The 21,942-nt window shown below is 58.8% G+C and carries 20 protein-coding genes; 15 read left to right on the plus strand and 5 right to left on the minus strand.

The features are described 5' to 3' along the window. Positions 1–87: 87 nt before the first annotated feature. Positions 88–546, minus strand: coding sequence for a ferritin-like domain-containing protein (locus NZ453_RS04675; protein WP_263769232.1), 459 nt, complete (start codon positions 544–546; stop codon positions 88–90). Positions 547–832: 286 nt separating this feature from the next. Between NZ453_RS04675 and NZ453_RS04680 the strand changes: the two genes are divergently transcribed. Genes NZ453_RS04680 through feoB form a run of 3 tightly spaced genes read left to right on the plus strand, consistent with a single transcriptional unit; the run spans position 833 to position 3,762 of the window. Continuing rightward, a complete protein-coding gene (locus NZ453_RS04680) occupies positions 833–1,561 on the plus strand; it encodes a transporter (RefSeq protein WP_263769233.1) in 729 nt (242 codons plus the stop codon). Positions 1,562–1,585: 24 nt separating this feature from the next. Further along, positions 1,586–1,885 (plus strand): FeoA family protein, encoded by a 300-nt coding sequence (locus NZ453_RS04685; protein WP_263769234.1) that lies wholly within the window; start codon positions 1,586–1,588, stop codon positions 1,883–1,885. Continuing rightward, a complete protein-coding gene (gene feoB / locus NZ453_RS04690) occupies positions 1,882–3,762 on the plus strand; it encodes a ferrous iron transporter B (RefSeq protein WP_263769235.1) in 1,881 nt (626 codons plus the stop codon). Before NZ453_RS04685 ends, feoB begins: the two co-directional genes overlap by 4 nt. 146 nt (positions 3,763–3,908) lie before the next feature. Here feoB and NZ453_RS04695 read toward each other — a convergent pair whose 3' ends face one another. Next, on the minus strand, positions 3,909–5,219 hold the full coding sequence (locus NZ453_RS04695) for a CitMHS family transporter (protein WP_263769236.1): 1,311 nt from the start codon (positions 5,217–5,219) through the stop codon (positions 3,909–3,911). A gap of 270 nt (positions 5,220–5,489) precedes the next feature. On the opposite strand from NZ453_RS04695, the gene NZ453_RS04700 reads away from it, so the two are divergent. Together NZ453_RS04700 and NZ453_RS04705 are read left to right on the plus strand one after the other, a co-directional pair. Next, positions 5,490–6,161 carry a response regulator gene (locus NZ453_RS04700; RefSeq protein WP_263769237.1) on the plus strand — a complete coding sequence of 224 codons (672 nt, stop codon included), beginning with the start codon at positions 5,490–5,492 and terminating at the stop codon, positions 6,159–6,161. Then, a complete protein-coding gene (locus NZ453_RS04705; protein WP_263769238.1) occupies positions 6,158–7,564 on the plus strand; it encodes a sensor histidine kinase in 1,407 nt (468 codons plus the stop codon). Before NZ453_RS04700 ends, NZ453_RS04705 begins: the two co-directional genes overlap by 4 nt. An 18-nt stretch (positions 7,565–7,582) precedes the next feature. Here NZ453_RS04705 and NZ453_RS04710 read toward each other — a convergent pair whose 3' ends face one another. Then, positions 7,583–8,587, minus strand: coding sequence for an ABC transporter substrate-binding protein (locus NZ453_RS04710; RefSeq protein ID WP_263769239.1), 1,005 nt, complete (start codon positions 8,585–8,587; stop codon positions 7,583–7,585). 197 nt (positions 8,588–8,784) lie between these two features. Between NZ453_RS04710 and mnmC2 the strand changes: the two genes are divergently transcribed. The 5 genes from mnmC2 (at position 8,785) to NZ453_RS04735 (ending at position 14,136) form a co-directional block, all read left to right on the plus strand. Further along, positions 8,785–9,495 (plus strand): tRNA (5-methylaminomethyl-2-thiouridine)(34)-methyltransferase MnmC2, encoded by a 711-nt coding sequence (gene mnmC2, locus NZ453_RS04715; protein ID WP_338051142.1) that lies wholly within the window; start codon positions 8,785–8,787, stop codon positions 9,493–9,495. Between the two features lie 76 nt (positions 9,496–9,571). Beyond that, entirely contained in the window at positions 9,572–10,870 is a 1,299-nt protein-coding gene (gene rlmD / locus NZ453_RS04720) for a 23S rRNA (uracil(1939)-C(5))-methyltransferase RlmD (protein WP_263769240.1), read from the plus strand. A gap of 302 nt (positions 10,871–11,172) precedes the next feature. After that, on the plus strand, positions 11,173–12,150 hold the full coding sequence (locus NZ453_RS04725; RefSeq protein WP_263769241.1) for a TRAP transporter substrate-binding protein: 978 nt from the start codon (positions 11,173–11,175) through the stop codon (positions 12,148–12,150). Positions 12,151–12,266: 116 nt separating this feature from the next. Further along, entirely contained in the window at positions 12,267–13,556 is a 1,290-nt protein-coding gene (locus NZ453_RS04730; RefSeq protein ID WP_263769242.1) for a TRAP transporter large permease, read from the plus strand. A 40-nt stretch (positions 13,557–13,596) separates the two neighbouring features. Further along, the gene (locus NZ453_RS04735; RefSeq protein WP_263769243.1) at positions 13,597–14,136 is read left to right on the plus strand and encodes a TRAP transporter small permease; all 540 of its coding nucleotides are present in this window, start codon (positions 13,597–13,599) and stop codon (positions 14,134–14,136) included. 271 nt (positions 14,137–14,407) lie between these two features. On the opposite strand, the gene NZ453_RS04740 is transcribed toward NZ453_RS04735, so the two are convergent. Continuing rightward, the gene (locus NZ453_RS04740; protein WP_263769244.1) at positions 14,408–15,598 is read right to left on the minus strand and encodes an aldose epimerase family protein; all 1,191 of its coding nucleotides are present in this window, start codon (positions 15,596–15,598) and stop codon (positions 14,408–14,410) included. 280 nt (positions 15,599–15,878) lie between these two features. Between NZ453_RS04740 and surE the strand changes: the two genes are divergently transcribed. The 5 genes from surE to cimA all read left to right on the plus strand — a co-directional run bounded on the left by surE (position 15,879) and on the right by cimA (position 20,812). Beyond that, positions 15,879–16,622 (plus strand): 5'/3'-nucleotidase SurE, encoded by a 744-nt coding sequence (surE, locus tag NZ453_RS04745; RefSeq protein ID WP_263769245.1) that lies wholly within the window; start codon positions 15,879–15,881, stop codon positions 16,620–16,622. Beyond that, positions 16,619–17,275, plus strand: a complete 657-nt coding sequence (locus NZ453_RS04750) for a protein-L-isoaspartate(D-aspartate) O-methyltransferase (RefSeq protein ID WP_263769246.1) — start codon at positions 16,619–16,621, stop codon at positions 17,273–17,275. The genes surE and NZ453_RS04750 overlap by 4 nt, the downstream gene beginning before the upstream one ends. Further along, positions 17,272–18,201, plus strand: coding sequence for a peptidoglycan DD-metalloendopeptidase family protein (locus NZ453_RS04755; RefSeq protein WP_263769247.1), 930 nt, complete (start codon positions 17,272–17,274; stop codon positions 18,199–18,201). Before NZ453_RS04750 ends, NZ453_RS04755 begins: the two co-directional genes overlap by 4 nt. Positions 18,202–18,203: 2 nt before the next feature. Next, a complete protein-coding gene (rpoS, locus tag NZ453_RS04760; RefSeq protein ID WP_263769248.1) occupies positions 18,204–19,163 on the plus strand; it encodes an RNA polymerase sigma factor RpoS in 960 nt (319 codons plus the stop codon). Positions 19,164–19,225: 62 nt separating this feature from the next. Then, positions 19,226–20,812 (plus strand): citramalate synthase, encoded by a 1,587-nt coding sequence (cimA, locus tag NZ453_RS04765; RefSeq protein ID WP_263769249.1) that lies wholly within the window; start codon positions 19,226–19,228, stop codon positions 20,810–20,812. An 87-nt stretch (positions 20,813–20,899) separates the two neighbouring features. On the opposite strand, the gene mltB is transcribed toward cimA, so the two are convergent. Then, positions 20,900–21,937, minus strand: coding sequence for a lytic murein transglycosylase B (gene mltB, locus NZ453_RS04770; protein ID WP_263769250.1), 1,038 nt, complete (start codon positions 21,935–21,937; stop codon positions 20,900–20,902). Positions 21,938–21,942: the final 5 nt, after the last annotated feature.

The following is a 21,942-nucleotide window of genomic DNA, read 5'->3' on the forward strand; positions in this document are numbered from 1 at the left end:
AACGCATGTCAGGTACGCCGGATGACAAACGGTACCGGCTGGGCGTCCTGGCACAAAGAATCGATGTCAAGACGCCTGCCAACCGGGTCAGGGCTTGAAAGGTTCGATATCACCCGGCTTGCGCAGCATCTTGTTGACCTCGTCGAGATGCATTTCCTCTTCGACGATCAGTTCGCGGGCATATTCCTCTATCAGCACTGAGTGGCCTTCCGCCTCGCCGAGCAGTTCGTAGTAGGCCTCGAGCGCGGCTTTCTCGTGATCGAGGCTTTCGCGGAGGATGTCGCCGATGTCATGTTTGCGCGATTCGAGCAACTGCCCGATCTTCAGCGACGGATGGCCGCCGAGCAACGTTACGAGTTCACCCGCCCGGCGCGCGTGCATCAGGCTCTCGTCGGCGTTCTCCTTGAGCCAGCCGACGATCGGGATGCGGTTGTAGCCATAGACCATCAGCGCGTAATGCGTGTAGCGCACGACCCCGGCGAGTTCGGCTTCCAGGATGCGGTTGAGGATCGCGATGAGGGAATTCGTCTTCTCTGCATTCGGCATGATGGTCTCTCCTCTGATGCCCCGACCACGGCGCGGGTGAATCCATCTGACCTACACAATCGGCGACGGTTCCGGCTCGCTTTGCGCAGCATCCGGTTGTGCGTCGATATCGATCGGGAAAAATATATTGATAGTGAGAATGGTTCTCATATAAGATGCGAACCGTTCTCAAAATTTAAACTGTGAAGGAATCTCGATCGTGTCGTTTACTTGCCTATCGCCGTCTTTTCGAAAACATGCCGCCCGCGCGGCCACTTTTTCCGTCGCCGCGTGTTCGGCCGCGACTGTGTTCGCTTTGCAACCATTGATTACCGACGATACCGGAACGCAAGGCGCTGGCGGCAATCAGCTTGAATTCTCTCTGACCCGCGATCGTGCCAAGGTGGCGGGTGACACCGAACGTACGCATTCGCTCGACGGTACGTATACGAGGGGAGTCAGCGAAACAGTTGATGTCTTTGCCGGTGTCGGATACTCGAGAATCCGTGCCAGCGGACCCGGCGGTGACGCAAGCGGCCTCGGCAATCCTTCGCTGGGTTTGAAGTGGCGGTTTTTCGACAACGCGGACAGCGGCACCAGCCTGGCCGTCAAGCCCGAAGTCCTGTTCCCGGTCAGTTCCTCGAGGGAGAGTGAAGGGCTAGGCACCGGGAGAACGTCCGGCAACCTTACGTTGATTCTGTCGCAGGAACTGCCGTTTGGTGCCTTGCATGTCAACCTGGGAACCGGGCGCGAGCGCTTCCGTGACACAGCGTCCAACCCGAATACGACGACGCACCGTGCATCGCTTGCGCCCGTTTGGAATGTCAGCGAAGGGTGGATCCTGGCCGCCGATTTCGGCCTCGAATCGGCCCGTTCGGCGGGGAGCCGGGTCAATACCAAGTATGCCGAGCTGGCAGCGATCCATTCTTTGAACAAAGACGTTGATCTGGCGTTCGGCCTGATGCGTGCCAGAGACGACGAGCATCCGCGCACGACGACGAGTACCGCGACCGCGGGCGTCACGTGGCGTTTCTAGTGTTGAGGGTGAAGGAGTTACGCGATGAGGGGTGAAAAAGGAAAAAGGGGTGGGACGCTGGATGGCGCCACGATCGGACAGGTATTGACGGTGCAGTGCATCGAAGCTCCCGCCGGGGCCCCGGAATGGGGGCGTTGGCTGGAAGAGATCGGCTTCGTCGTCGGCGAACGCGTGATGCTGATGGCCCGGGCGTTACCGGGAGGCGACCCGTTGGTCGTTCGCGTCGGCCAGTCGACGTTTGCGTTGCGGTGCGCGGAAGCCGCGTGTATCGCGGTAAGTCCTGAACAGGCGTTGGAACTACAGCTTGAAGGGAGCCCGGCATGAACCAGGCTGTCATTCACGTCCATCCTTCTGGGCCGCTGCTGGCCTTGGTCGGCAATCCGAACTGCGGTAAGACGGCGCTTTTCAATCTCTTGACTGGCAGCCGGCAAAAGGTCGCGAATTACGCCGGTGTCACGGTTGAACGCAAGGAAGGGCGGTTCACGACGCCCGCCGGAAAAACCTTGCGCGTGCTCGATCTTCCCGGCGCCTACAGCCTTTACCCGCGTTCGCCCGACGAACGTGTCACGTGCGATGTGCTGTTCGGTCGGGCCACGGGAGAGAAACGTCCGGATCTCGTGGTCTGCGTCGTTGATGCGACCAACCTGCGCCGCAATCTTCGCCTCGCGCTTGCCGTCAAGCGACTCGGCCTTCCGTGCGTGGTGGCCCTCAATATGGCAGACCTTGCGGAGAGCCGCGGCATCCGGATCGATCCGGATGCGCTGGCCGCCGAACTCGGCATGCCGGTCGTGAGCACGGTAGCCATCAAACGTGCGGGGGTTGAGTCGCTGCTCGAGTTATTCGACGACCAGGCCGTGTGGCGCACCGCGTCTCCCGCGTCGCCCAGTGTTCATGACGCGGGCGATCACGTGGCCGTACGGAACATTCTGCAGCGTCTCGGTCTGGACGACGTTGTTCCTCATACGCCGAGCGACCGTATCGACGCCGTCGTTCTACATCCCGTCGTTGGGCCGGTGCTGCTGGCGTTTGTCCTCTTCCTTATCTTTCAGGCCGTCTTTGCCTGGGCGGAAGTACCGATGACCATGATCGAGGACGCGACCACGGGTCTCGGCCAACTCGTGTCAAGCGCGCTGCCGGACGGCATGCTACGCAGCCTGCTGGTTGACGGAGTGATCGCCGGTGCCGGAGGCGTCCTCGTCTTCCTGCCGCAGATTGTGATCCTCTACTTCTTTATCCTCGTTCTCGAAGAATCGGGTTATCTGCCGCGTGCGGCCTTTCTGCTCGATCGTTTGATGGGTAGCGTCGGTTTGAGCGGGCGTTCCTTTATCCCGTTGCTTTCGAGTTTCGCATGCGCGATTCCGGGCATCATGGCCGCCCGCACCATCGCCAACCCACGCGACCGGCTAGTGACGATTATGATCGCGCCGCTGATGACCTGCTCGGCGCGACTTCCGGTATATGCACTCTTGATCGGGGCTTTTGTTCCCCAACGCGAGCTCTGGGGCGTGCTCGAACTGCAGGGCGTGGTGCTGCTCGGGCTTTATTTCGCTGGCATTGTCGGTGCGATGGCCGTGGCTTGGATACTGAAGCATTTCACGAGCGCCGGACGGCAGGTCCGCCCGCTGATGATGGAGTTGCCGAGCTACCACGTGCCAACCGTGCGTAACGTTGCCATTGGTATCTGGCAGCGCATCACGATCTTCGTTAAGCGTGTCGGCGGCATCATTCTTTTCCTCACGGTTGCGCTTTGGGTGTTGGCGACTTTTCCCTCGCCGCCTGATGGCGCTACCGAACCGGCTATTGAATACAGCTATGCAGGACGTATGGGCAAGGCGCTCTCGACGGTATTCGAACCCATCGGTTTCAACTGGCAAATCAGTGTCGCGCTGGTTCCCGGCCTTGCCGCCCGTGAGGTGGCCGTCAGTGCGCTGGGGACTGTCTATTCACTTTCCGCCGAAGATGAGGAAGAGGCGGCCAAGGAGTTGACGCCCGTCATTTCCCAAACCTGGAGTCTGGCGACGGCATTCTCCCTGCTTGCCTGGTACGTCTTTGCACCCCAATGCCTGGCTACTTTAGCCGCGGTGAAACGCGAGACCGGGGGCTGGAAGATGCCGATCATCATGGCGGTGTATCTGTTCGGGCTGGCCTACCTAGCGTCATTCCTCACGTACCGTGCGGCGGTATGGCTTGGTTTGGGGTAGACGGCTGAGACGCGGAAAAGAAGGGCCGGACTTCCCGGGGCGGCCTTTGCAACGCCTCAGGAGTCCGGCCAAAAAAAGCGCCTCTCGTATTTCTGCGAGAGGCGAACCACCACAACGAGGGAAGGTAACTTTTGTAGCGGTATCGGCTAGAAGTGGATGTAGCCGAGCGACATCGCGGTTGCCAGCCAGACAAGGGAAATGCCGATGGCGGGCAGTAGCGCAAAGCGCTGCAAGTCGCCGAACTCAACCTTATTGAGGCCGACTAACAGGTAGGTGGAAGGCACCAGCGGGCTGAGCAGGTGCGCGCCTTGGCCGATCAGCGCTGCACGGCCCATTTCCGCCGCATCGATGCCATAGGTAGCGGCCGCCTTCGCCAACACGGGCAGAACGCCGAAGTAGAAGGCATCGTTGGTCATGAAGAAGGTGCCGGGCAGGCTGATCAGCGACGTGATGAAGGCGAAGTGCGGGCCCATCGACTCGGGAACCCCGGCGATGATCATCTTCGCCATGGCGTCGACCATCTTGGTGTCGGCGAGGATGCCCATGAAGATGCCGGCGGCAAAGACCATGGCGACGACGGGCATGGCGTTGGCGCCGTTGGCCGCGATACGGGCTTGCTGATCCTTGTTCCGGTAGTTGATCAGCAGGGCCAGTGCGGTGCCGATGATGAACAGGATGGCAAGGGGCAGTACTTCCTTGATCAGGCAGAACATCAAAACCACGACCAACGCTGCGTTGATCCAGAATTTCTCCGGCCGCTTGAGGCTTTCGGCATCGGGATCTTCGGATACCGACGCGTGGCTTCCGTCATGCATGATGTCTACAACGCCGAGACGCGCGCGTTCCTTGACGCCCCAGCGGTACGCCATAAAGCACACGAACAAGGTTCCGAGCACCATGCCTGGGACCATCGGCACGAACACCTGCGAAGCTTCCACATTGAGCGAAGCAAGAACGCGTCCCGTCGGACCTCCCCACGGAATGATGTTCATGACGCTGTTTTCCATGAGCGCCAGCGCCGGGAGGATGATCGGGTTGATGCCCAGCCGGCGATGCACGGCGAGGAGCGCGGAGCACGTCACGAGGTAGGTTGTCGAACCGTCGCCGTCGAGCGAGATGAAGGCCGCGAGAATGGCTGTGCCCACGCACACTTTCATCGGATCGCCGTGTACGGCGCGCAGGATGCGCCCGATGATCGGGTCGAATAATCCTGCGTCGATCATGATGCCGAAGAAGAGGATGGCGAAGCAGATCATGATGCCAGTCGGCGCCACCTTCTTGACGCCGTCGAACATCATCTTGCCCAGTTTCGCGTCATAGAAGCCCAGCCCAATGGCGAAAACGATTGGAATCAGAATCAAGGCGTTCATGGCCGACATGCGCTTCGACATGATGAGGTACATGAACACGATGATCATCGTGAAGCCGGCCAGGGCCAGCGTGGTTGGATCTGTCATGACAACTCCCGTTTTATATGAATGACCAATGCGTTGAGCAGCGGAATTGCCCTCCGTCGCCGTCAGCGCCGGAGAACCGCCTTGCTATCAAGAAGTATTGGGTGGTGGGGACGGACCGGTTCTTGTTGTTCGAGCGGTTTCTGTGCCGTCACCCCTTGTTTCCCCTCATCCCGGAGTCAATCTACAAAACGTTTCCCTTCTGTTAGCCTTCAATGCGGAAGTTTTTTCGCTGCGAGTCAGGTTACCCTGCAGGCTTGATAAACTCATGCCATGAAGCTGCTGTTTGTTGAAGACAACCGCGAGTTGTCGCTGTGGACGACGAGACTGCTTACCCAGTCGGGGTACGCGGTCGAACAGGCGTTTACCGGCAAGGAAGCACAGCATCTGTTACTTACAGAGACCTTCGATGCAATCCTGCTCGATCTCATGCTTCCGGACACAAAGGGCGAGGTCCTGCTGAGGCAACTGCGAGAGAAGAACAACAACGTGCCGGTGCTGATCATCAGTGCTCAGGACCAATTGCAGGACATCATTGGCCACCTAGACCTCGGTGCCGACGACTATCTCGTGAAGCCGTTCAACATGCTTGAACTCGAGGCCCGTCTGCGCTCCCTGCTCAGACGTTCGACAGGTAGAACCAGCCCCGTCCTCAGTTGCGGGGCACTGCACTACGACACCAATTCGAAACTCTTTTCCTGTGAAGGCAAGACGATTCAAGTGACACCGCGTGAGCACGCCGTGCTCGAAGCCTTGGTGCGGCGGCCGGGGAAAACGGTGTCCAAGAAAGAGCTGCAGGAAAGCCTGTTCACGCTCGATGACACGGTGTCCGAAAAGGCGTTGGAGATATACATCGTCCGTGTGCGCAAGAAGATCGAGAACACGGGCGCGCAAATTGTTACGTTACGTGGCCTCGGCTACATGCTGACGTCGTCGAACGAATGAAGCTCTTTCAGTTGCGCAGTCTAAAAAGCCGGCTCGCCGTATGGGTCTTGTTGCCGTCGTTGGCTGTCATTGCGATCGACCTCCTGGTCGCCTGGCGAGGTAGCGAACAGATCGCTACGCTGGTTCAGCAACAGTTGCTGCATGGCGCGGCGACAATGATCTCGGAGCAGGTGGTGTTGATCGATGGCGAGTACGAGGTGAGCGTTCCGCCGGCTGCTTTCGACCTGCTTAGGAACCGTTTCAAAGACAGAGTGTTTTATGCCGTTTACGATCGAAGCGGCGAACTCATTGCCGGTGACGACAGCATTTCGCCCTATCAAGGCAGCCTGGCAGCAGAGAGTGAAGCCTTTTTCCTGGGCCAAGTGCGGGGCGAACCGGTACGCCTGATCGCTTACGCGCATCTCGTCCCCACGTCGGAAAGCGGTGACTTCGTCGTTACCCAAGTGGCGCAAACACTTCGGGGACACGAAGCGCTGCAGGAAGAGCTTTTGCAATCGACGGTGCGGCGGCACTTGTTGCTGACGGTCATTACGGCTGTTTTCTTGGTTGCGGCCTTTCGTTGGATGTTGAAGCCTATCGTTGAGTTCGGCCGTGCCCTCGCATCACGGCAACCGGGTTCGCTGATCCGCATTCAGGAGTCTCAGGCACCCAGCGAACTACGCCCCTTCGCGGAGGCGCTGAACGATTATGTCGAACGGCTCGACCGCACCCTTACGGCATACGAGAAATTCGTTGCCAATACGGCGCACCATTTGCGGAACTCGTTCGCCGTCATCGGAGCGCAGGTCAATTTTGGAAAACGCAGGGCTCGTGAGGATGCCGAGCAGCTTGAGGTTTTTCGCGCACTGGAAAAGGCCACCGGCAAGTGCACGCGGATTATCAACCAGCTGCTCATGCTGGCGACGTTGGACCAGCCGAGCGCGGCCTCTTCCGGAGGCGAACTCACGGTTATGGGCTCTGTCGTGACCTCCGTAATCGAGGAACTCGCGCCGCTTGCGCAGCAGAAAGGCATCGAACTGGGAGTCGATGCGCTCGACGAGAAAGCGATCGTCGCGGCTTCACCGCGATTCTTGCGTGAAGTGGCGACCAATCTCATCGGCAACGCCATCGTGCACATGAAGCGACCCGGTGAGGTGACGGTTGCCGTTTCCTGTCGAAACGAGGCCGTCTGCTTGTCGGTCGTCGATAACGGCGTCGGGATCCCTGAGGATCAGCGCGAGAAGGTGTTCGAGCGCTTTTACCGTATTGACGAAGCGGATTCGGAGGGAACCGGTCTCGGCCTTGCGATCGTGCGGGAGATTTGTGACGCCCTTGGAGCAACGATTTCACTCTCTGCGCCACCCGACGGAATTGGACTTCGCGTGGACGTCGTCTTTCCTCGGGTGCCGGCAAGCTTGCTTTGAGTTACGCCGTGTTCGGCTTTAGCGGGCCGCTGGAGCTACAAAACGGTTGGTATAGGTATTGGCGAGGTTGACGGGTTTTGTCTGCACCGACTTCTCTGATGTCTTGAGCACCTCAAGGACGGTAGCGGGTCCGCCGTCGGGCATGAGTCCGTCCGGCGAGAACATGGGCTTGCTTGCCTCCAGTACGCGTACATAGAGTGCGCGATCATTTCCGAAGAAGGATTCCGGCAACTGCGCAGCGACTTCCTCTGCCGTGTGTTCGTGGATATAGCGCAAGGATTTCACCAGCGCGCCGGTGATCTTGCGTACTTTATCCTCGTTCTTCCCGACCCAACTCGTTGGCATGTAGAGACAGGCCCCAGGGTAGGGCCCTCCGAGTGCCGCACTGGTGGCAGCCGCCGTCCGCAAGTCGACGAGAAGACTCGCCGTGCCGGCGGCAAGCAACCTCGAGACCGTCGGCTCCGTCGTCATCCCCGCGTCGATTTCGCTTTTGGAGATGGCGGCGGAGAACGAAGAACCTCCACCGACTGGAATGATGCGGTAATCAGTTGGTTTGAGGCCGGCTTTCGCCACGATGTGGCGCGTCAAATGATAAGTAGAGGAACCAAGCCCCGTGACGCCGACCACTTTCTTGTTGAGGTCGGCGACGGAGCGTATTTCAGTTGCGGCCTTTTGCGAAACGAGGATGGCCTCGCCTGGCGTCAACGTGAGCTGGATGACCGACTGTACGGGCTTGCCACGTGCTTGCAGGCTGATCGTGTGGTCGTAGAAACCGATGACTCCTTGCGCCACGCCGGAAAGCATTTCGGTCTCCGCGTTACTTCCTGCCGCCTCGCTGAGAAGTTCAACGTCGAGCCCGGTCTCCTTGAGATAACCGAGACGGTCGGCGAGCTTGGCCGGCAAATAGATCAGCTTGTCGATTCCGCTGACCATGATCGTGATTTTGTCCGCCGCCAACAGGCTCGAACTCAATCCCGCCATGAACAAACAAGCTAGCGCTGCACGCTTCCAGCCAGATCTCACTGTTGGTTCCTCCCCTTTTTTGCGACACTATTCTATTCCCAAGAGGGCTTGCAAACCGTTAATGCCAAGCGAGGGGCTGTCGTTGTTGGTTGTTTCGCCTCGGATTGTATCTGTCTTGCGGCAGTTTCTTGGTGACTTCCTAATCCACCGCCTGCGGGCCTCTGCGTGCCGCTTACTTTCATTCGTATGTCTCAATCATGTCGTCGCTCGTTGAACCCGCCGTTCTGAAATGCACCGATGACGGTACGCCGTTTTCTGAACGTTACGGCGACGTCTACCATTCGTCTGCAGGGGCACACGCGCAGGCGCGCCACGTCTTTCTCGCAGGCAATGGTTTGCCGGAACGCTGGCGGGGTCGCGATCATTTTACGGTGCTGGAAACCGGGTTCGGGCTCGGTGTGAATTTTCTGGCCACTTGGCTGGCATGGAGAGAAGACCCTCGCCGCTGCAGTAATCTGGAATTCATCTCCGTCGAAAAGCACCCGTTTTCGATTGCCGACCTGACTATTGCGCAAGCAACATGGCCCGAATTTGCCGATGTCGCAGCGGAGCTTCGTGCGCAATGGCCCCTCCTTGTGCCAGGCGAGCACCGTCTGTGCTTAGCCGGTGGCGCGGTTTCCTTGAGACTGATTTTTGGCGACGCGCTTATCGAATTACCCAAGCTCCAGGTCGCCTGTGACGCCCTTTACCTCGATGGGTTTTCGCCGGCCTGCAACCCTGAGCTCTGGTCTCTCGAGTTATGCCAGATACTCGCGCGATTGAGTGCGCCCGCCGCAACGCTGGCAACATGGACGGTAGCCGGGCATGTTCGCCGGGCTTTGAGGGAGGCCGGATTCTCCGTGGAGAAGCGGCCCGGTTTCGCCGGCAAGCGGCAAATGCTTGCCGGTACGCGCGATTTACCCCTGTAGATCGAATGCGGGAAGGTTAGAGATTCACCATCCGGTTCAACACCGCTAGAATCAGCGGTTTTTTTGAGGTTCAACCATGCCGACGGGCGTCATCGAATCGCTGGATCACGAAGCGCGGGGAATCACGCGGCTTGAGGGCAAGACCGTGTTCGTAGAGGGGGCGTTGCCAGGCGAGCGCGTGGAATACGTCGCGTTCCGTAAGAAGCCGACCTTCGATGTGGCTCATACGACCAGGGTTCTCAAGCCCTCGCCGAGCCGGGTTGAACCACGATGCCCGCATTTCGGTGTCTGCGGTGGCTGCAGCATGCAGCATCTGGAGCCGGCGGCGCAGGTGGCCGCCAAGCAGCGCGTGCTCGAATCAAACCTCTGGCATCTCGGCCGGATAGAGCCGGAACAGATCTATGCGCCAATTTACGGGCCGGCATGGGGCTATCGGCATCGCGCGCGTCTGTCTGCCCGGCTGGTGCCGAAGAAAGGCGGCATGTTGGTCGGCTTCCACGAACGCAAGAGCAGCTACGTAGCCGACATGCGCCGGTGCGAGAACTTGCCCCCCCGCGTGTCGGCACTTCTTGTCCCTCTGCGTGAACTGATCGGTGCTCTGTCGATTGCTGACGCCATGCCGCAAATAGAGGTGGCGGTCGGGGACCATGTTACGGCCCTCGTTTTGCGGATTCTGGCGCCGCTCAATAGCGCGGATGAGGGGCTCGTACGAGCGTTCGCCGATACGCACGGCGTGGTGTTCTACCTGCAGCCGAAGGGACCCGCTTCGGTCTATCGCTTCTATCCTGTCGAAGGCCCGCAACTCTCGTATCGTTTGCCGGACTACGACATCGAACACTTCTTTTCGCCGACTGAATTCACGCAGGTAAACCACGCCGTGAACCGCGTGCTTGTACGTCGTGCGATCGAATTGCTTGCTCCGCAAGCGGGCGAGCGCATCGCGGACATGTTCTGCGGTCTGGGCAACTTCACGTTGCCGATTGCTCGTAGCGGGGCTTATGTTGTTGGTATCGAGGGGAGTGCCGAATTGGTCCGCCGCGCGGGCGAAAATGCCGCTGCCAACAGGCTTGCCGACCGAGTGGAGTACGGCGTCGCGAATCTCTTCGAGGCGACGCCAGAAAGCCTTTCGGCCCTCGGGCATTTCGACAAGATGCTTATCGACCCACCGCGTGAAGGCGCCGTAGAACTCGTGAAGGCCATCGGCCCGGACGGCCCCCGGCGTATCGTTTATGTCTCGTGCAACCCCGCGACGTTAGCGCGCGACGCCGCTATCCTCGTCACGCAGCGTGGTTACCGCTTGCGTGGGACGGGTGTCGTCAATATGTTTCCGAACACGTCGCACGTCGAATCGATCGCCCTGTTCGAAGCCCAATAGGCCCGTCGAAGCGCTGACCTCAACGCCGGAAACTTCCGAGCTGGTTCTCTGCGGTTCCCCTGAAGGCGGGGCCGCAGGTAGACGTCCTTAAGTGCGTGATCCTCCTTTGGGTCACCTCCCCCGGAGTGTGTAGTTCTACTTGGTCAGGCCACTTGACACAAATCTGCGGGTAAGTATCCTCTGCGCGAGGTTTCGCGGTCTGGTAGCCAAGAGAGTATATTTGTACTGCCCGCCGTGGTGATCTTGACGACGAGGAAGCCGGTTTACCGGTGAATTCAAAAATATCGACAGGAGAGGGATCAATGAAGAAAGTCGCAGTCGCGCTCATGCTGGCGTTCGGCTCGAACTGGGCCATGGCCGCCGTGGAACTCAAGCTCGGTCATTTTGCTTCGGATACGCATCCTTGCGGAATCGCCGCGGTTCAGTTCAAGAATAACGTCGAGAAACGTACCAACGGCGAAGTGAAGATTTCGCTTTTCGGTAACAATATTCTTGGTTCGCCCCCCGAAGTGCTGGAACAGGTCATGCTCGGTGCCGTGGACATGAGTCTTTCCGGTCAGGACCAACTCGCGAAGCACTTGCCCTTCTACGACGTCATCAGCACGCCGTTTGCGTTCAAGGATTACGCGATGGCGGACAAGGTCATCGACGGCGAATTCAAAACCTGGGCCAGTGCCGAGTTGTTGAAGAAGAACCTCGTGCACCTGTCCGACTGGGAGTGGGGGTTCCGCCAACTCACCAACTCGAAGAGACCGGTCGTTGTACCGGCCGACCTGAAGGGCATGAAGATCCGCACACCGCCGGCTTTCGCGTATCAGGCGTTTGTCGAGGCGGCGGGTGGTAATGCGGTGACGATCGCCTTTGCCGAACTCGTGCTGGCGATGAAGCAGGGCGTGGTCGATGGTCAGGAAAACCCGGTTGGGACGATCTATGACCTTAAGTTGTACGAGACGCAAAAGTACATGTCGATCCTGAACTATACCTATAGCTCGATGGTTCACGTGGTCAACAAGAAGAGTTGGGACAAGCTCACGCCGGACCAACAGAAGATCGTGACCGAGGAATCGATTGCTGCGGCCAAGCTGGCTCGCAAAACGTTGCGTGATAACGAAGCCGTGCAGCTGAAGGACCTCGAGACGAACAAGGGAATCGTCGTTGCCCGGCCGGACCTCGGGCCGTGGAAGGCGGCGATGGGCCCGGCTTGGGATAAGGTGAAGGCCCGCGTTGGTGCTGACAACTTCAAGCGCTTCATGGACATTGTCGAGAAGAGCAGCAAGTAAGGCTCGTTCGAATCGATTGTCATGATGCCTGGCGGGACCGTTCGCGGTCCCGTCAGTATGTTCGTACGCGGGAAATGCCGACCAGGCTGTCCCCGCCATCTCGTACCGAGGTTCCCATGCTTACCCTAGCAATATTCGGGACGCTGCTCGTGATGTTGATGCTTGACGTGCCCATAGCGGTGGCGATCGGGCTCACGGCCGTCATTTTCTTCGTCGGTCAGGGGCAGACGGGTTTTCTGACGATGCTGCCGCAACGTATGTATTCCGGTACCACGGGATTTACGTTGCTGGCGATTCCTTTCTTCATCCTTGCCGGCAATTTGATGAATACCGGCGGCACGACACAACGATTGTTCCGGTTCGCGCGCGCGCTGGTCGGCCACGTACCGGGCGGGCTTGGGCAAGTCAGCGTCGTGTCTTCAATGATATTTTCGGGTATGTCAGGCTCTGCTGTTGCCGATGCAGCAGGCCTTGGTCAGATTCAGCACCGAGCAATGGTCGATGCTGGTTATAAGCCCACGATTTCCGCCGCGATCGTCGCCGGGGCGTCCACGATCGGGCCGGTCATTCCGCCGTCAATCCCGTTCGTGCTCTACGGCGCGATTACATCAGTGTCGGTAAGCCGTTTGTTTCTGGCCGGTGCCGTACCTGGTGTGGTCATGGGGGTGGCGATGATGATCGCTATCTGGATCATGGCCAAGCCGCGGGAACTACCGAATGATCCGCGCGCCAACCTGCGCGAAATCCTCGACAGCACGTACGCAGCCTTCCTGCCCTTGATGGCCCCGGTGATCATTATCGGCGGCATCACCACGGGATTTTTTACTCCGACTGAGGCCTCTGTGATCGCGTCGCTTTATGCCGCAGGGCTGGGCTTCCTGTACAAGGATTTGCGTATAAAGGATCTACCGGCGATCCTTTTCGCGTCCCTGAAGCAGACGTGCGGCCTGATGTTCATTATCGCCACGGCGAATTTCTTCGGGTGGTTCACGATCTTCGAACGCATCCCGGACGCCCTCATCATGCAGCTGACATCGGTCGGCGCCTCGGCCACGGCTTTCCTGTGGATCGTGATCGGAATCATCCTTGTTCTCGGCTGCTTCTTGGACGGAAACGCGATCTTTCTCATCACCCTGCCGATTTTCATGAAGATCTGCCCGTTGTTCGGCATCGATATGGTGAATTTCGGGGTCGTGATGACGCTGCTGATCATGATCGGCAATTTGACGCCTCCTGTGGGCATGTGCCTCTTCGCGGTCGAAAGCTTCGCCAAGGTCGGACTTTGGAATCTGGCTTACGAATGCCTGCCCTATCTGGTCGCCATTCTGGTGGTGACGATCTTGTGCGCGTTTGTTCCGGAAATCGCCTTGTGGCTACCAAACTACGTGATGGGGGCAGGGAGCTGAGTATGCCAAACGGAAATCAGGAAACCAGGGAGAACAAGTCATGAAGAATTCGGCACTTCTTGTGATGAATCGTATCGACAAGGGATTGTTGCTGGTTCTCGAATGGGTGTGCATTGCACTCTTTGCGGCGATCACCGCGATTCTTACCCTTAATATCATCGTTCGCTTTGTTCCAGTGATGTCGATGCACTGGTTTGACGAGATTCTCGAACTCTTGTACGGGGCGCTCATTTTCTATGGCGCGGCAGCCGTATGGGTAAGCCATAGCCACTTTAGCGTTGGAGATTGGATCTCGAAATATTTGCCTGGGGTGCGCGCTCGGTTCGTCTATCGCTTTGTGGTCGAGTTAGCCTCGCTGGTTTTTATCGCCATCTTTTTCTGGTATGCGGTGGAATTGATGATGCATACCGAAGAGCAGACTACGGCCTTTGCGATGTCAAAGAAATGGTTGTATGCCTGTATGCCGATCACGGGCGCAATCATGGTCTTGTACAGCGTGAAGAACATGTATCTTCAACTCGCGAAGGTAATCAATCCCGCGTCGAGTATTGAAGTGACCAAGGAAGATCTCAATCACTGAAAAGGTCTCATGAAGGCAACGATCGGGTTGCTTCGCGACAGCGGGATACGGCCCGATCTTTCGTTAGCGATGAGATCGGCTGCAGGTACGGTTGCCAAGCAGGGCCCTCGGCGGGGCGAGTCACGAGAAGCAAGACCGGCTGGTGGTCCGACAGCCGCGCAGCGCGTCGGTGATGGTGGCAACCTGAGTGAATCAAGCGCTGAGTCGGTAACCCAATGCCAACTCACAAATAAGAAAGCCCCGGACAAACCGGGGCTTTTTGCTGGACGTATTATTTCTTTGCCGTAGAGAACTTGTAGACGATCTTGCCGCTATACCATTCGCCCGGATTGACTTCCGTCGTCGGGAACCCCGGATGATTCGGCGAATCCGGGAAGCGCGACGGCTCGAGGCAGAACGCGCTGCGGAAAGGATAAACCGTGGAGCCTTTGCCGAGATCGCGAGGTACCTTCCCTTCGAGGAAGTTTCCAGAATAAACCTGTATTCCGGGCTCGGTCGACCAGACCTCCATCACACGACCCGATTTCGGGTCCATGATTCTAGCATTGAACGCCAACTCGGATGGCTGCTTCATGCTCAATACGTAATGGTTGTCGTACCCATTGCCGGCTTTCAGCAAGTCATAATCCGCTTTGATGTCCTTTCCGATAGCTTTCGGCTTGCGGAAATCCATCGGCGTTCCTTCCACATCGCGTAGTTTGCCGTTTGGCACGAGTGCTGGGGAAACTTCGAGGACGCGGTCCGAGTTCACCGTCAGGATGTGGTCCTCGATCGAACTACCGAGGTCTCCAGAGAGGTTAAAGAATGTGTGGCCCGTGAAATTTGCGACTGTCTTCTTGTTCGCCGCGACAGCGTCGTAGGCGACGACAAGCTCGTTGTTGTCGGTCACGCTATAGACGACACGCACCGGAAGATCGCCCGGGAAGCCTTCCTCGCCGTCCTTGAACAGGATCGTCATCTGCACCGAACTGTCGGATAGGGGCTTGGCATCGAAGACGACGAAACGCGAGCCTTTCTTGCCTCCGTGAAGGGTATTCTGCCGGGGCGGTGCGGGCGGCGTGGAAAGGTCGTTGATGGCAAGCTTGTACTCTGTTCCATCGAGCGTGAATGTGCCGTTGCCGATTCGGTTGGCGTAGCGGCCGACGAAAGCCCCCATCGAACCCTGCCCCCCCATTACCTGGTCGATTGTCTCGTAGCCCTGGGCAACGTCTCCGAGTTTGCCGTTGCGATCGGGAACCAGAATCTGTTCGATGCGCGCTCCGTAGTTGGTGATCTTGACGACCATTCCCTTCTTGTTCTTGATCGTGTAAAGATCGACCTTCTTGCCGTCGACATCTTTCTGAAAATCAACCGCGCGCAATTCGGCGTACGGCGGCTGTGCGGGAGCCGCTGTTGCGGCTTGCGGACTGATGGCCGTGACCGCTGCCGCCAACAAGGTCATCATTCCAGGTGCTTTTCTCATACGAACCCTCCTTGTGGTCTATGTAACCTGCGGATGAAGGCCAAGAAAATTGGCCTTACCACCCGACAAAAAGTATAGGCGGATTTTGCCATTTGGGTAAAGCGTTTTTGCCAAGGGCCCTCAGTTATAATTCGTCTCGTAAACCCAGGCAGGGAAGGGAATGCGGCAAAAGGCCGACGGCCTTGCCGTGGGCGTGTTTCCGCCGATTTGCAGGGCAACTTTCCCCGCAGGTTGGCCTTGTCGGCCGACCTCAACTACATCGAATTGCACAGGTGAAGATTTGCGGATACTTCTGAGTAACGACGACGGTTATTTTTCCCCGGGGATCGATTGTCTGGCCAACGCGCTGAAAGCGGTGGCTGAAGTGACCGTGGTTGCTCCTGAGCGTGACCGCAGTGGGGCGAGCAATTCGCTGACCCTTGATCGACCGTTGTCTTTGAAACGCGCGGCGAACGGTTATTACTACGTGAACGGCACGCCGACCGATTGCGTGCATCTGGCCGTAACCGGCATGTTGGAAGAAGTACCGGACATGGTCGTTTCGGGAATCAATCTCGGTGCGAACATGGGTGACGACACCATTTATTCGGGAACGGTCGCTGCCGCCACCGAAGGTTTTTTGTTAGGCGTGCCTTCTCTTGCCGTATCGCTGTGCAGCAAGGTCGGTGCCCACTTCGACACCGCGGCGCGAATTGCCTTGGAGACGGTGAGGATGATCCAGGCGCGACCGATCCGTGAGCCGTTGCTGCTCAACATCAACGTGCCGGACGTCCCTTATGAGGAATTGCGCGGTAGGGCCGCTACCCGGCTCGGCAAACGTCACAAGGCTGAGGCCGTCGTGCGTACGGTGACTCCGCGTGGGGAGACCGTGTACTGGGTAGGAGCGGCAGGCGCAGCGCAAGACGCTGGCGCCGGTACCGATTTCCACGCCGTGCAGAACAACCTGGTTTCCATCACGCCGCTACAGATCGATCTCACACATGGTGGACAACTGCCTCTCATCAAGGAATGGCTGAAGTCATGAGCCGGGGAGTTGCCGGGATTGGGATGACGTCGCAGCGTACGCGTGCGCGGATGATCGAGCGTCTGCGCGAGAAAGGCATTCGCGATGAGCGCGTGTTGGCCGCGATCGCCGCCGTCCCTCGCCACGTATTCGTCGAGGAAGCACTGGCTTCGCGTGCATATGAGGACACGGCTTTACCGCTCGGTTTTTCGCAAACCATCTCGCAACCTTTCATCGTCGCACGCATGATCGAAGTGCTTCGTGAAGGTCGGGAATTGGGGAAAACGCTGGAGGTGGGGGCGGGATGTGGCTACCAGGCCGCTGTGCTGGCTCAGCTCACCGACGAAGTTTACGCCGTCGAACGTATCGAACCGCTGCTCGCGCGCGCGAAGCAGAACATGCGCACGATCCAGGAATTCAAGGTCCGCTTGAAGTACGCCGATGGACAATTGGGGTTGCCGGAGGCCGCTCCTTTCGACACGATCATCGTCGCGGCGGCCGCCAACCGCGTGCCACCGTCGCTTTTGCAGCAACTGGCGCTTGGTGGCAGAATGCTGTTGCCCTTGGGGACGGGGGAGCAGTACCTTCTCTTGATCGAGCGTAGGCCCGAGGGCTTGGTGGAAACCCGTCTGGATGCCGTTCGCTTCGTGCCGTTACTCTCAGGACTCGAATGAAAAATAGTTGCCGCTTCGCCAAGTTCGGCTCCGGCATGATCGCCGTTGTCACGCTCGCCGTCGCAGGATGTGCGAGCAAGGCGCCCGCCCCGGTTGAGGAACGCGGTGCGCCCCGTGCCGCCGCTACCGCACCGGCTTCCAAGGATACTTACGTGGTAAAGAGCGGTGACACGCTCTACAGCATCGCGCGTGATCACAACATGGATTTTCGCGAACTGATCGCCCTGAACGGTATCGACAGCCCGAACCGGATCACCCCGGGAAAGGTCCTCAAAGTCAGGCCACCGGTTGATCCGAATGCCGCCGGCTCGGCGGTCGCGTCGACAGCGCCTGTGACGTCGGACGTCGTCGTTTCAAGGCCGATCGGCGACACGAGTGCTGTCCCGGCGCCACCGGCGAGCACCAACAACGAACTCCTGAAACGTACACCGAAGGCGGGGAAAGAGCCGTACTCCGATCAGGCCCTGGCGCAAGCGCAAGGGCAAAGTAAACCGGCCGAAACCCCTGCGCCCCAGCCTGCTCCTGAACCTCGACCAGCGGACGCTGTCCCCGCCAATGACGAATTGAGCCTGATCTGGCCGGCAAGCGGGAAGGTCATTGGCTCCTATTCCGAGGCAGGCAACAAAGGGATCGATATTGCCGGCAAGACGGGCGACCCCGTCATCGCGGCAAGCGCGGGTCGTGTGCTCATTGCCAACAACGCGCTGCGCGGTTATGGCAACATGGTGATCGTCAAGGTAAATAACGAATTCGTCACCGTGTACGCGCACAACAGCAAGCTGCTCGTCAAAGAAGGCCAGAGTGTTACCAAGGGCCAGAAGATTGCCGAAATGGGCAGCAGCGATGCCGACCAGGTGAAGTTGCATTTCGAGGTCCGGCGCCAAGGGAAGCCGGTGGATCCGACCAAATATCTTCCGCAACGTTGATCATGGGCGAGGACGCTGAGTCGGAATCCGAGTTTGCCGAGGGCGATCTGCCCGACGAGGCGACTTCGGCGGAAGAAGGGTTCCTGGCAGAGCGGGAGGAAGAGGCCGTTGCCACGACGCCAGAAGTCGAACTGCTCAACGACGTCACGCAGCATTATCTGAACGAAATTGGTGCCAAGCCCTTGTTCTCCCCCAAGGAGGAGTTCGAATGGGCGTGCCGGGCAAGGAACGGCGAGTTCATCGCTCGGCAGAAGATGATCGAGCACAACCTTCGACTCGTAGTGAATATTGCGAAGCACTACCTGAATCGGGGGATTCCGCTGCTCGATCTGATCGAAGAGGGGAACCTCGGCTTGATCCATGCGATCGAAAAGTTCGATCCAGATCGCGGTTTCCGTTTTTCGACCTATGCCACCTGGTGGATTAGGCAGAGCATCGAGCGCGCGATCATGAACCAGTCGCGGACGATCCGGCTACCGGTTCATGTGGTCAAGGACATCAACATCATTCTGCGCGCCGTGCGACACCTTGAGGCAGCGAACGGGAAGGAAACCCGTCTCGAACAGATTGCGCATCTGATCGACCGCCCGGTCAGCGAGGTGCGGCAGGCGCTTGCGCTCAACGAACACATCGCTTCGCTGGATGCGCCGTTGGAAATCGATCCCAACCATACGGTGGCCGACGCCATCCCGGACGACGGTGCCATCGACCCTGAGAATCTGTTGCAGTCGAACGAGGTCGGCGAACTCATCAGTCGCTGGGTCGAGCAATTGCCGGAGAAGCAGCGGCGCGTACTGGAGCGGCGTTACGGCCTCGGCGGTTGCGATATCAATACGCTCGAAGAGGTCGCCGCGGACCTCAATCTCACGCGTGAGCGTGTACGCCAGATCCAGATTGAGGCGCTCGACCAGCTACGCCGCGTCATCAAGCGCGGTGGCATGCAGCGGGATAGTCTCCTGTAACGCCCCTTCCGTTGGCGACCGCGCCAGCGGCGCGGGGCAGCGAAAATCACGAGGACGTTTAGATGGGCAATAAAGTCGCGATATTCGATTCGTCGCTCCGAGACGGGGCGCAAGCCGAAGGCATTTCCTTTTCGGTCGCCGACAAACTTCGCATTCTCGAACTTCTCGACAGCCACGGTGTGGATTACGTGGAGGCCGGAAACCCGGGTTCGAACCCGAAGGATCTCGAGTTCTTCGCGCTCGCCAGAAAGATCGCGCTCCGACATACGAAGCTCGCGGCCTTCGGCAGCACCCGTCGCCGCGGCGTAAAGGTCGAAGACGACGATAACGTCCAGTCCTTGTTGCTGGCCGATACGCCGGTCATTGTCATTTTCGGCAAGAGTTGGGATTTCCATGTGACGGAGATCATCCGCACCACGCTTGAAGAAAACCTGAGCATGATTCGCGACACGGTGGCTTTCTTCAAGGCCAAAGGCAAGGAAGTCATCTACGACGCTGAGCATTTTTTCGACGGCTATAAACACAACCCGAAGTACGCTGTCGACTCGCTGCGCGCAGCGGCCGAGGGCGGCGCCGACTGCCTGGTGCTTTGCGACACCAACGGCGGCACTTTCCCCACCGAAATCGGCATCATCGTCAAGAAGGTTGTCTCACTGTTCGACATTCCGCTCGGCATGCATGCGCATAACGATTGCGGCATGGCTGTGGCGAATAGCGTAGCGGCCGTGGAGAACGGCGCTCGTCACGTGCAGGGTACCTACATCGGGTTCGGCGAACGCTGTGGCAACGCAAACCTTTCGACGATCATCGCCAACCTCGGCGTGAAACGCGATTACGAGTGCCTGCCGGCCGAGCAGTATCGCAACATCACCACGATAGCGCGTCATATCGCGGCGATTTCCAATGTGGCGCTCAACGAGCGGGATCCCTACGTGGGCAATTGCGCGTTCGCCCATAAGGGCGGTATGCACATCGACGGGGTAAACAAGGCCGCGAGTTCATTCGAGCACATCAACCCCGAACTTGTCGGTGGGCGCCGGCGCTTCCTCGTCAGCGAGGTCTCGGGGCGCAGCATGATCCTGGACAAGATCCGCGAGGTCGATCCGAGCATTACGAAGGATGACGCGGTGACCGACCGTATCGTCAGACGGCTCAAGGAGATGGAACATGAGGGTTATCAGTTCGAGGGCGCGGAAAGCACTTTCGAACTGGTGATCCGCAAGCAGCTCGGCAAGTACCGCTCGTTCTTTGAGCTGGAACACTTCAAGATCATCGGCGAGCAGCCGGCGAACGGCGAATACGGATCGTCGGCGATCATCAAGGTCAAGGTAGACGGCAAAGACGAGATCACCGCCGCCGAGGGCGACGGTCCGGTTCATGCACTCGACCGCGCCCTGCGCAAGGTGCTCGATTCGTTCTACCCGGAGCTGTCGAACGTTCACCTCACCGACTACAAGGTACGTGTGATCAACGGCCGCGATGCGACCGGCGCCAAAGTCCGCGTGCTATTGCAATCGACCGACGGAGAATCGATCTGGACGACGGTCGGTGTGTCCACCGACATCATCGAAGCCAGCTGGCTGGCGCTCGTCGACTCGATCGAGTACAAGCTCCTCAAACTCGAAGAAGAGAAGATCCTGGCACTCTAGCCGGACAAAATCTGCACGGGGCACATGAGTGGAGCGCTTGCCCCGGGCGGCTCTTCGTCCTGGCAGAAGGTGGAGCTCGTCCGGTCGCTACTTTCCGTTGCTGTCGATTCCCCGGGTGTTCTTGATCGCCTCCGCAAGCTGGAACACCGACATCGCGTAGAAAGAAGACCGGTTGTAGCGGGTGATCACGTAGAAATTGTCGAAACCGAGCCAGTATTCGGTCGGAAGCCCGGGCGTTACGAGATCGATCAGGGCGCTCGGTCGTGACGGCAATTCTTCGACACCGCCGTTGACCGTCACACCGTTCCGCGCCAGGTCTTCGGCGGCGAGATTCGGCTTGACGCCTGCAGCGACGAGGTTTGCCGGCTCGCCGGATACAGCGGCAGGGCTCGCAACCGGCGCATCCTCTTGCCACCCATGCCTTTGCAGGAAATGCCCGACACTGCCGATGGCGTCTGCCACGCTGCCGCGCAGATCAATGCGTCCGTCGCCGTCAAAATCGACCGCGAAGCGACGCAGGCTGCTCGGCATGAACTGGGGAATGCCGATCGCTCCTGCATACGACCCTTTCACGTCGAGCGGTCCCTGATCGTTCTCTCGAGTCAAGAGCAGGAACTGCTCCAATTCGGCCCGGAAAAAGTCCGCACGCGGCGGATAGCTGAACGCGAGCGAAGCGAGCGCCTCCAGGACGCTGAAGCGGCCCATGTTCTGCCCGTACTCAGTCTCGACTCCAATGATGGCGACGATGATCTCTGCTGGAACACCATAGAGCGCCTGGGCCCGCATCAACTCAACGCCGTTTTCGTTCCAGAATGCGACACCATTGTCGATGCGCCGCGAGTTGACGAAGCGATCCCGGTAGCGTTGCCAGGAACGCTGCTGTTCGGGCACGGCCGCCGGCTGGATGGCCTTCAGAACCGCCTGATTGGGGCGCACCCGCGCGAACTGCGCCGTCAGGCGGTCAACGTCGAACCCGTGTTGTTCGTGCATGCTTCGGATGAAATCGCGAACCGCCGGCATCGTCTCGTAGGTCGGTGCGCGCGCCGCAGGCTTGCCCGCGTAACTGGCCAATGGCAAGGCGGCCAAAATCAGGCCGCAGAAGAAGGCGGTGATCCGCCTCGGCACTCGAT

This window comes from Propionivibrio soli (assembly GCF_025770765.1).
GTDB classification, from domain to species: Bacteria; Pseudomonadota; Gammaproteobacteria; order Burkholderiales; family Rhodocyclaceae; genus Propionivibrio; species Propionivibrio soli.

Coding starts and splice junctions, on each gene's coding strand:
- NZ453_RS04685 (WP_263769234.1), top strand. CDS start 1,586: ATGAGGGGTGAAAAAGGAAAAAGGGGTGGGACGCTGGATGGCGCCACG.
- feoB (WP_263769235.1), top strand. CDS start 1,882: ATGAACCAGGCTGTCATTCACGTCCATCCTTCTGGGCCGCTGCTGGCC.
- NZ453_RS04675 (WP_263769232.1), bottom strand. CDS start 546: ATGCCGAATGCAGAGAAGACGAATTCCCTCATCGCGATCCTCAACCGC.
- NZ453_RS04730 (WP_263769242.1), top strand. CDS start 12,267: ATGCTTACCCTAGCAATATTCGGGACGCTGCTCGTGATGTTGATGCTT.
- rlmD (WP_263769240.1), top strand. CDS start 9,572: ATGCCGACGGGCGTCATCGAATCGCTGGATCACGAAGCGCGGGGAATC.
- NZ453_RS04735 (WP_263769243.1), top strand. CDS start 13,597: ATGAAGAATTCGGCACTTCTTGTGATGAATCGTATCGACAAGGGATTG.
- NZ453_RS04750 (WP_263769246.1), top strand. CDS start 16,619: ATGAGCCGGGGAGTTGCCGGGATTGGGATGACGTCGCAGCGTACGCGT.
- cimA (WP_263769249.1), top strand. CDS start 19,226: ATGGGCAATAAAGTCGCGATATTCGATTCGTCGCTCCGAGACGGGGCG.
- NZ453_RS04725 (WP_263769241.1), top strand. CDS start 11,173: ATGAAGAAAGTCGCAGTCGCGCTCATGCTGGCGTTCGGCTCGAACTGG.
- NZ453_RS04695 (WP_263769236.1), bottom strand. CDS start 5,219: ATGACAGATCCAACCACGCTGGCCCTGGCCGGCTTCACGATGATCATC.
- rpoS (WP_263769248.1), top strand. CDS start 18,204: ATGGGCGAGGACGCTGAGTCGGAATCCGAGTTTGCCGAGGGCGATCTG.
- NZ453_RS04705 (WP_263769238.1), top strand. CDS start 6,158: ATGAAGCTCTTTCAGTTGCGCAGTCTAAAAAGCCGGCTCGCCGTATGG.
- mnmC2 (WP_338051142.1), top strand. CDS start 8,785: ATGTCGTCGCTCGTTGAACCCGCCGTTCTGAAATGCACCGATGACGGT.
- NZ453_RS04740 (WP_263769244.1), bottom strand. CDS start 15,598: ATGAGAAAAGCACCTGGAATGATGACCTTGTTGGCGGCAGCGGTCACG.
- NZ453_RS04700 (WP_263769237.1), top strand. CDS start 5,490: ATGAAGCTGCTGTTTGTTGAAGACAACCGCGAGTTGTCGCTGTGGACG.
- NZ453_RS04755 (WP_263769247.1), top strand. CDS start 17,272: ATGAAAAATAGTTGCCGCTTCGCCAAGTTCGGCTCCGGCATGATCGCC.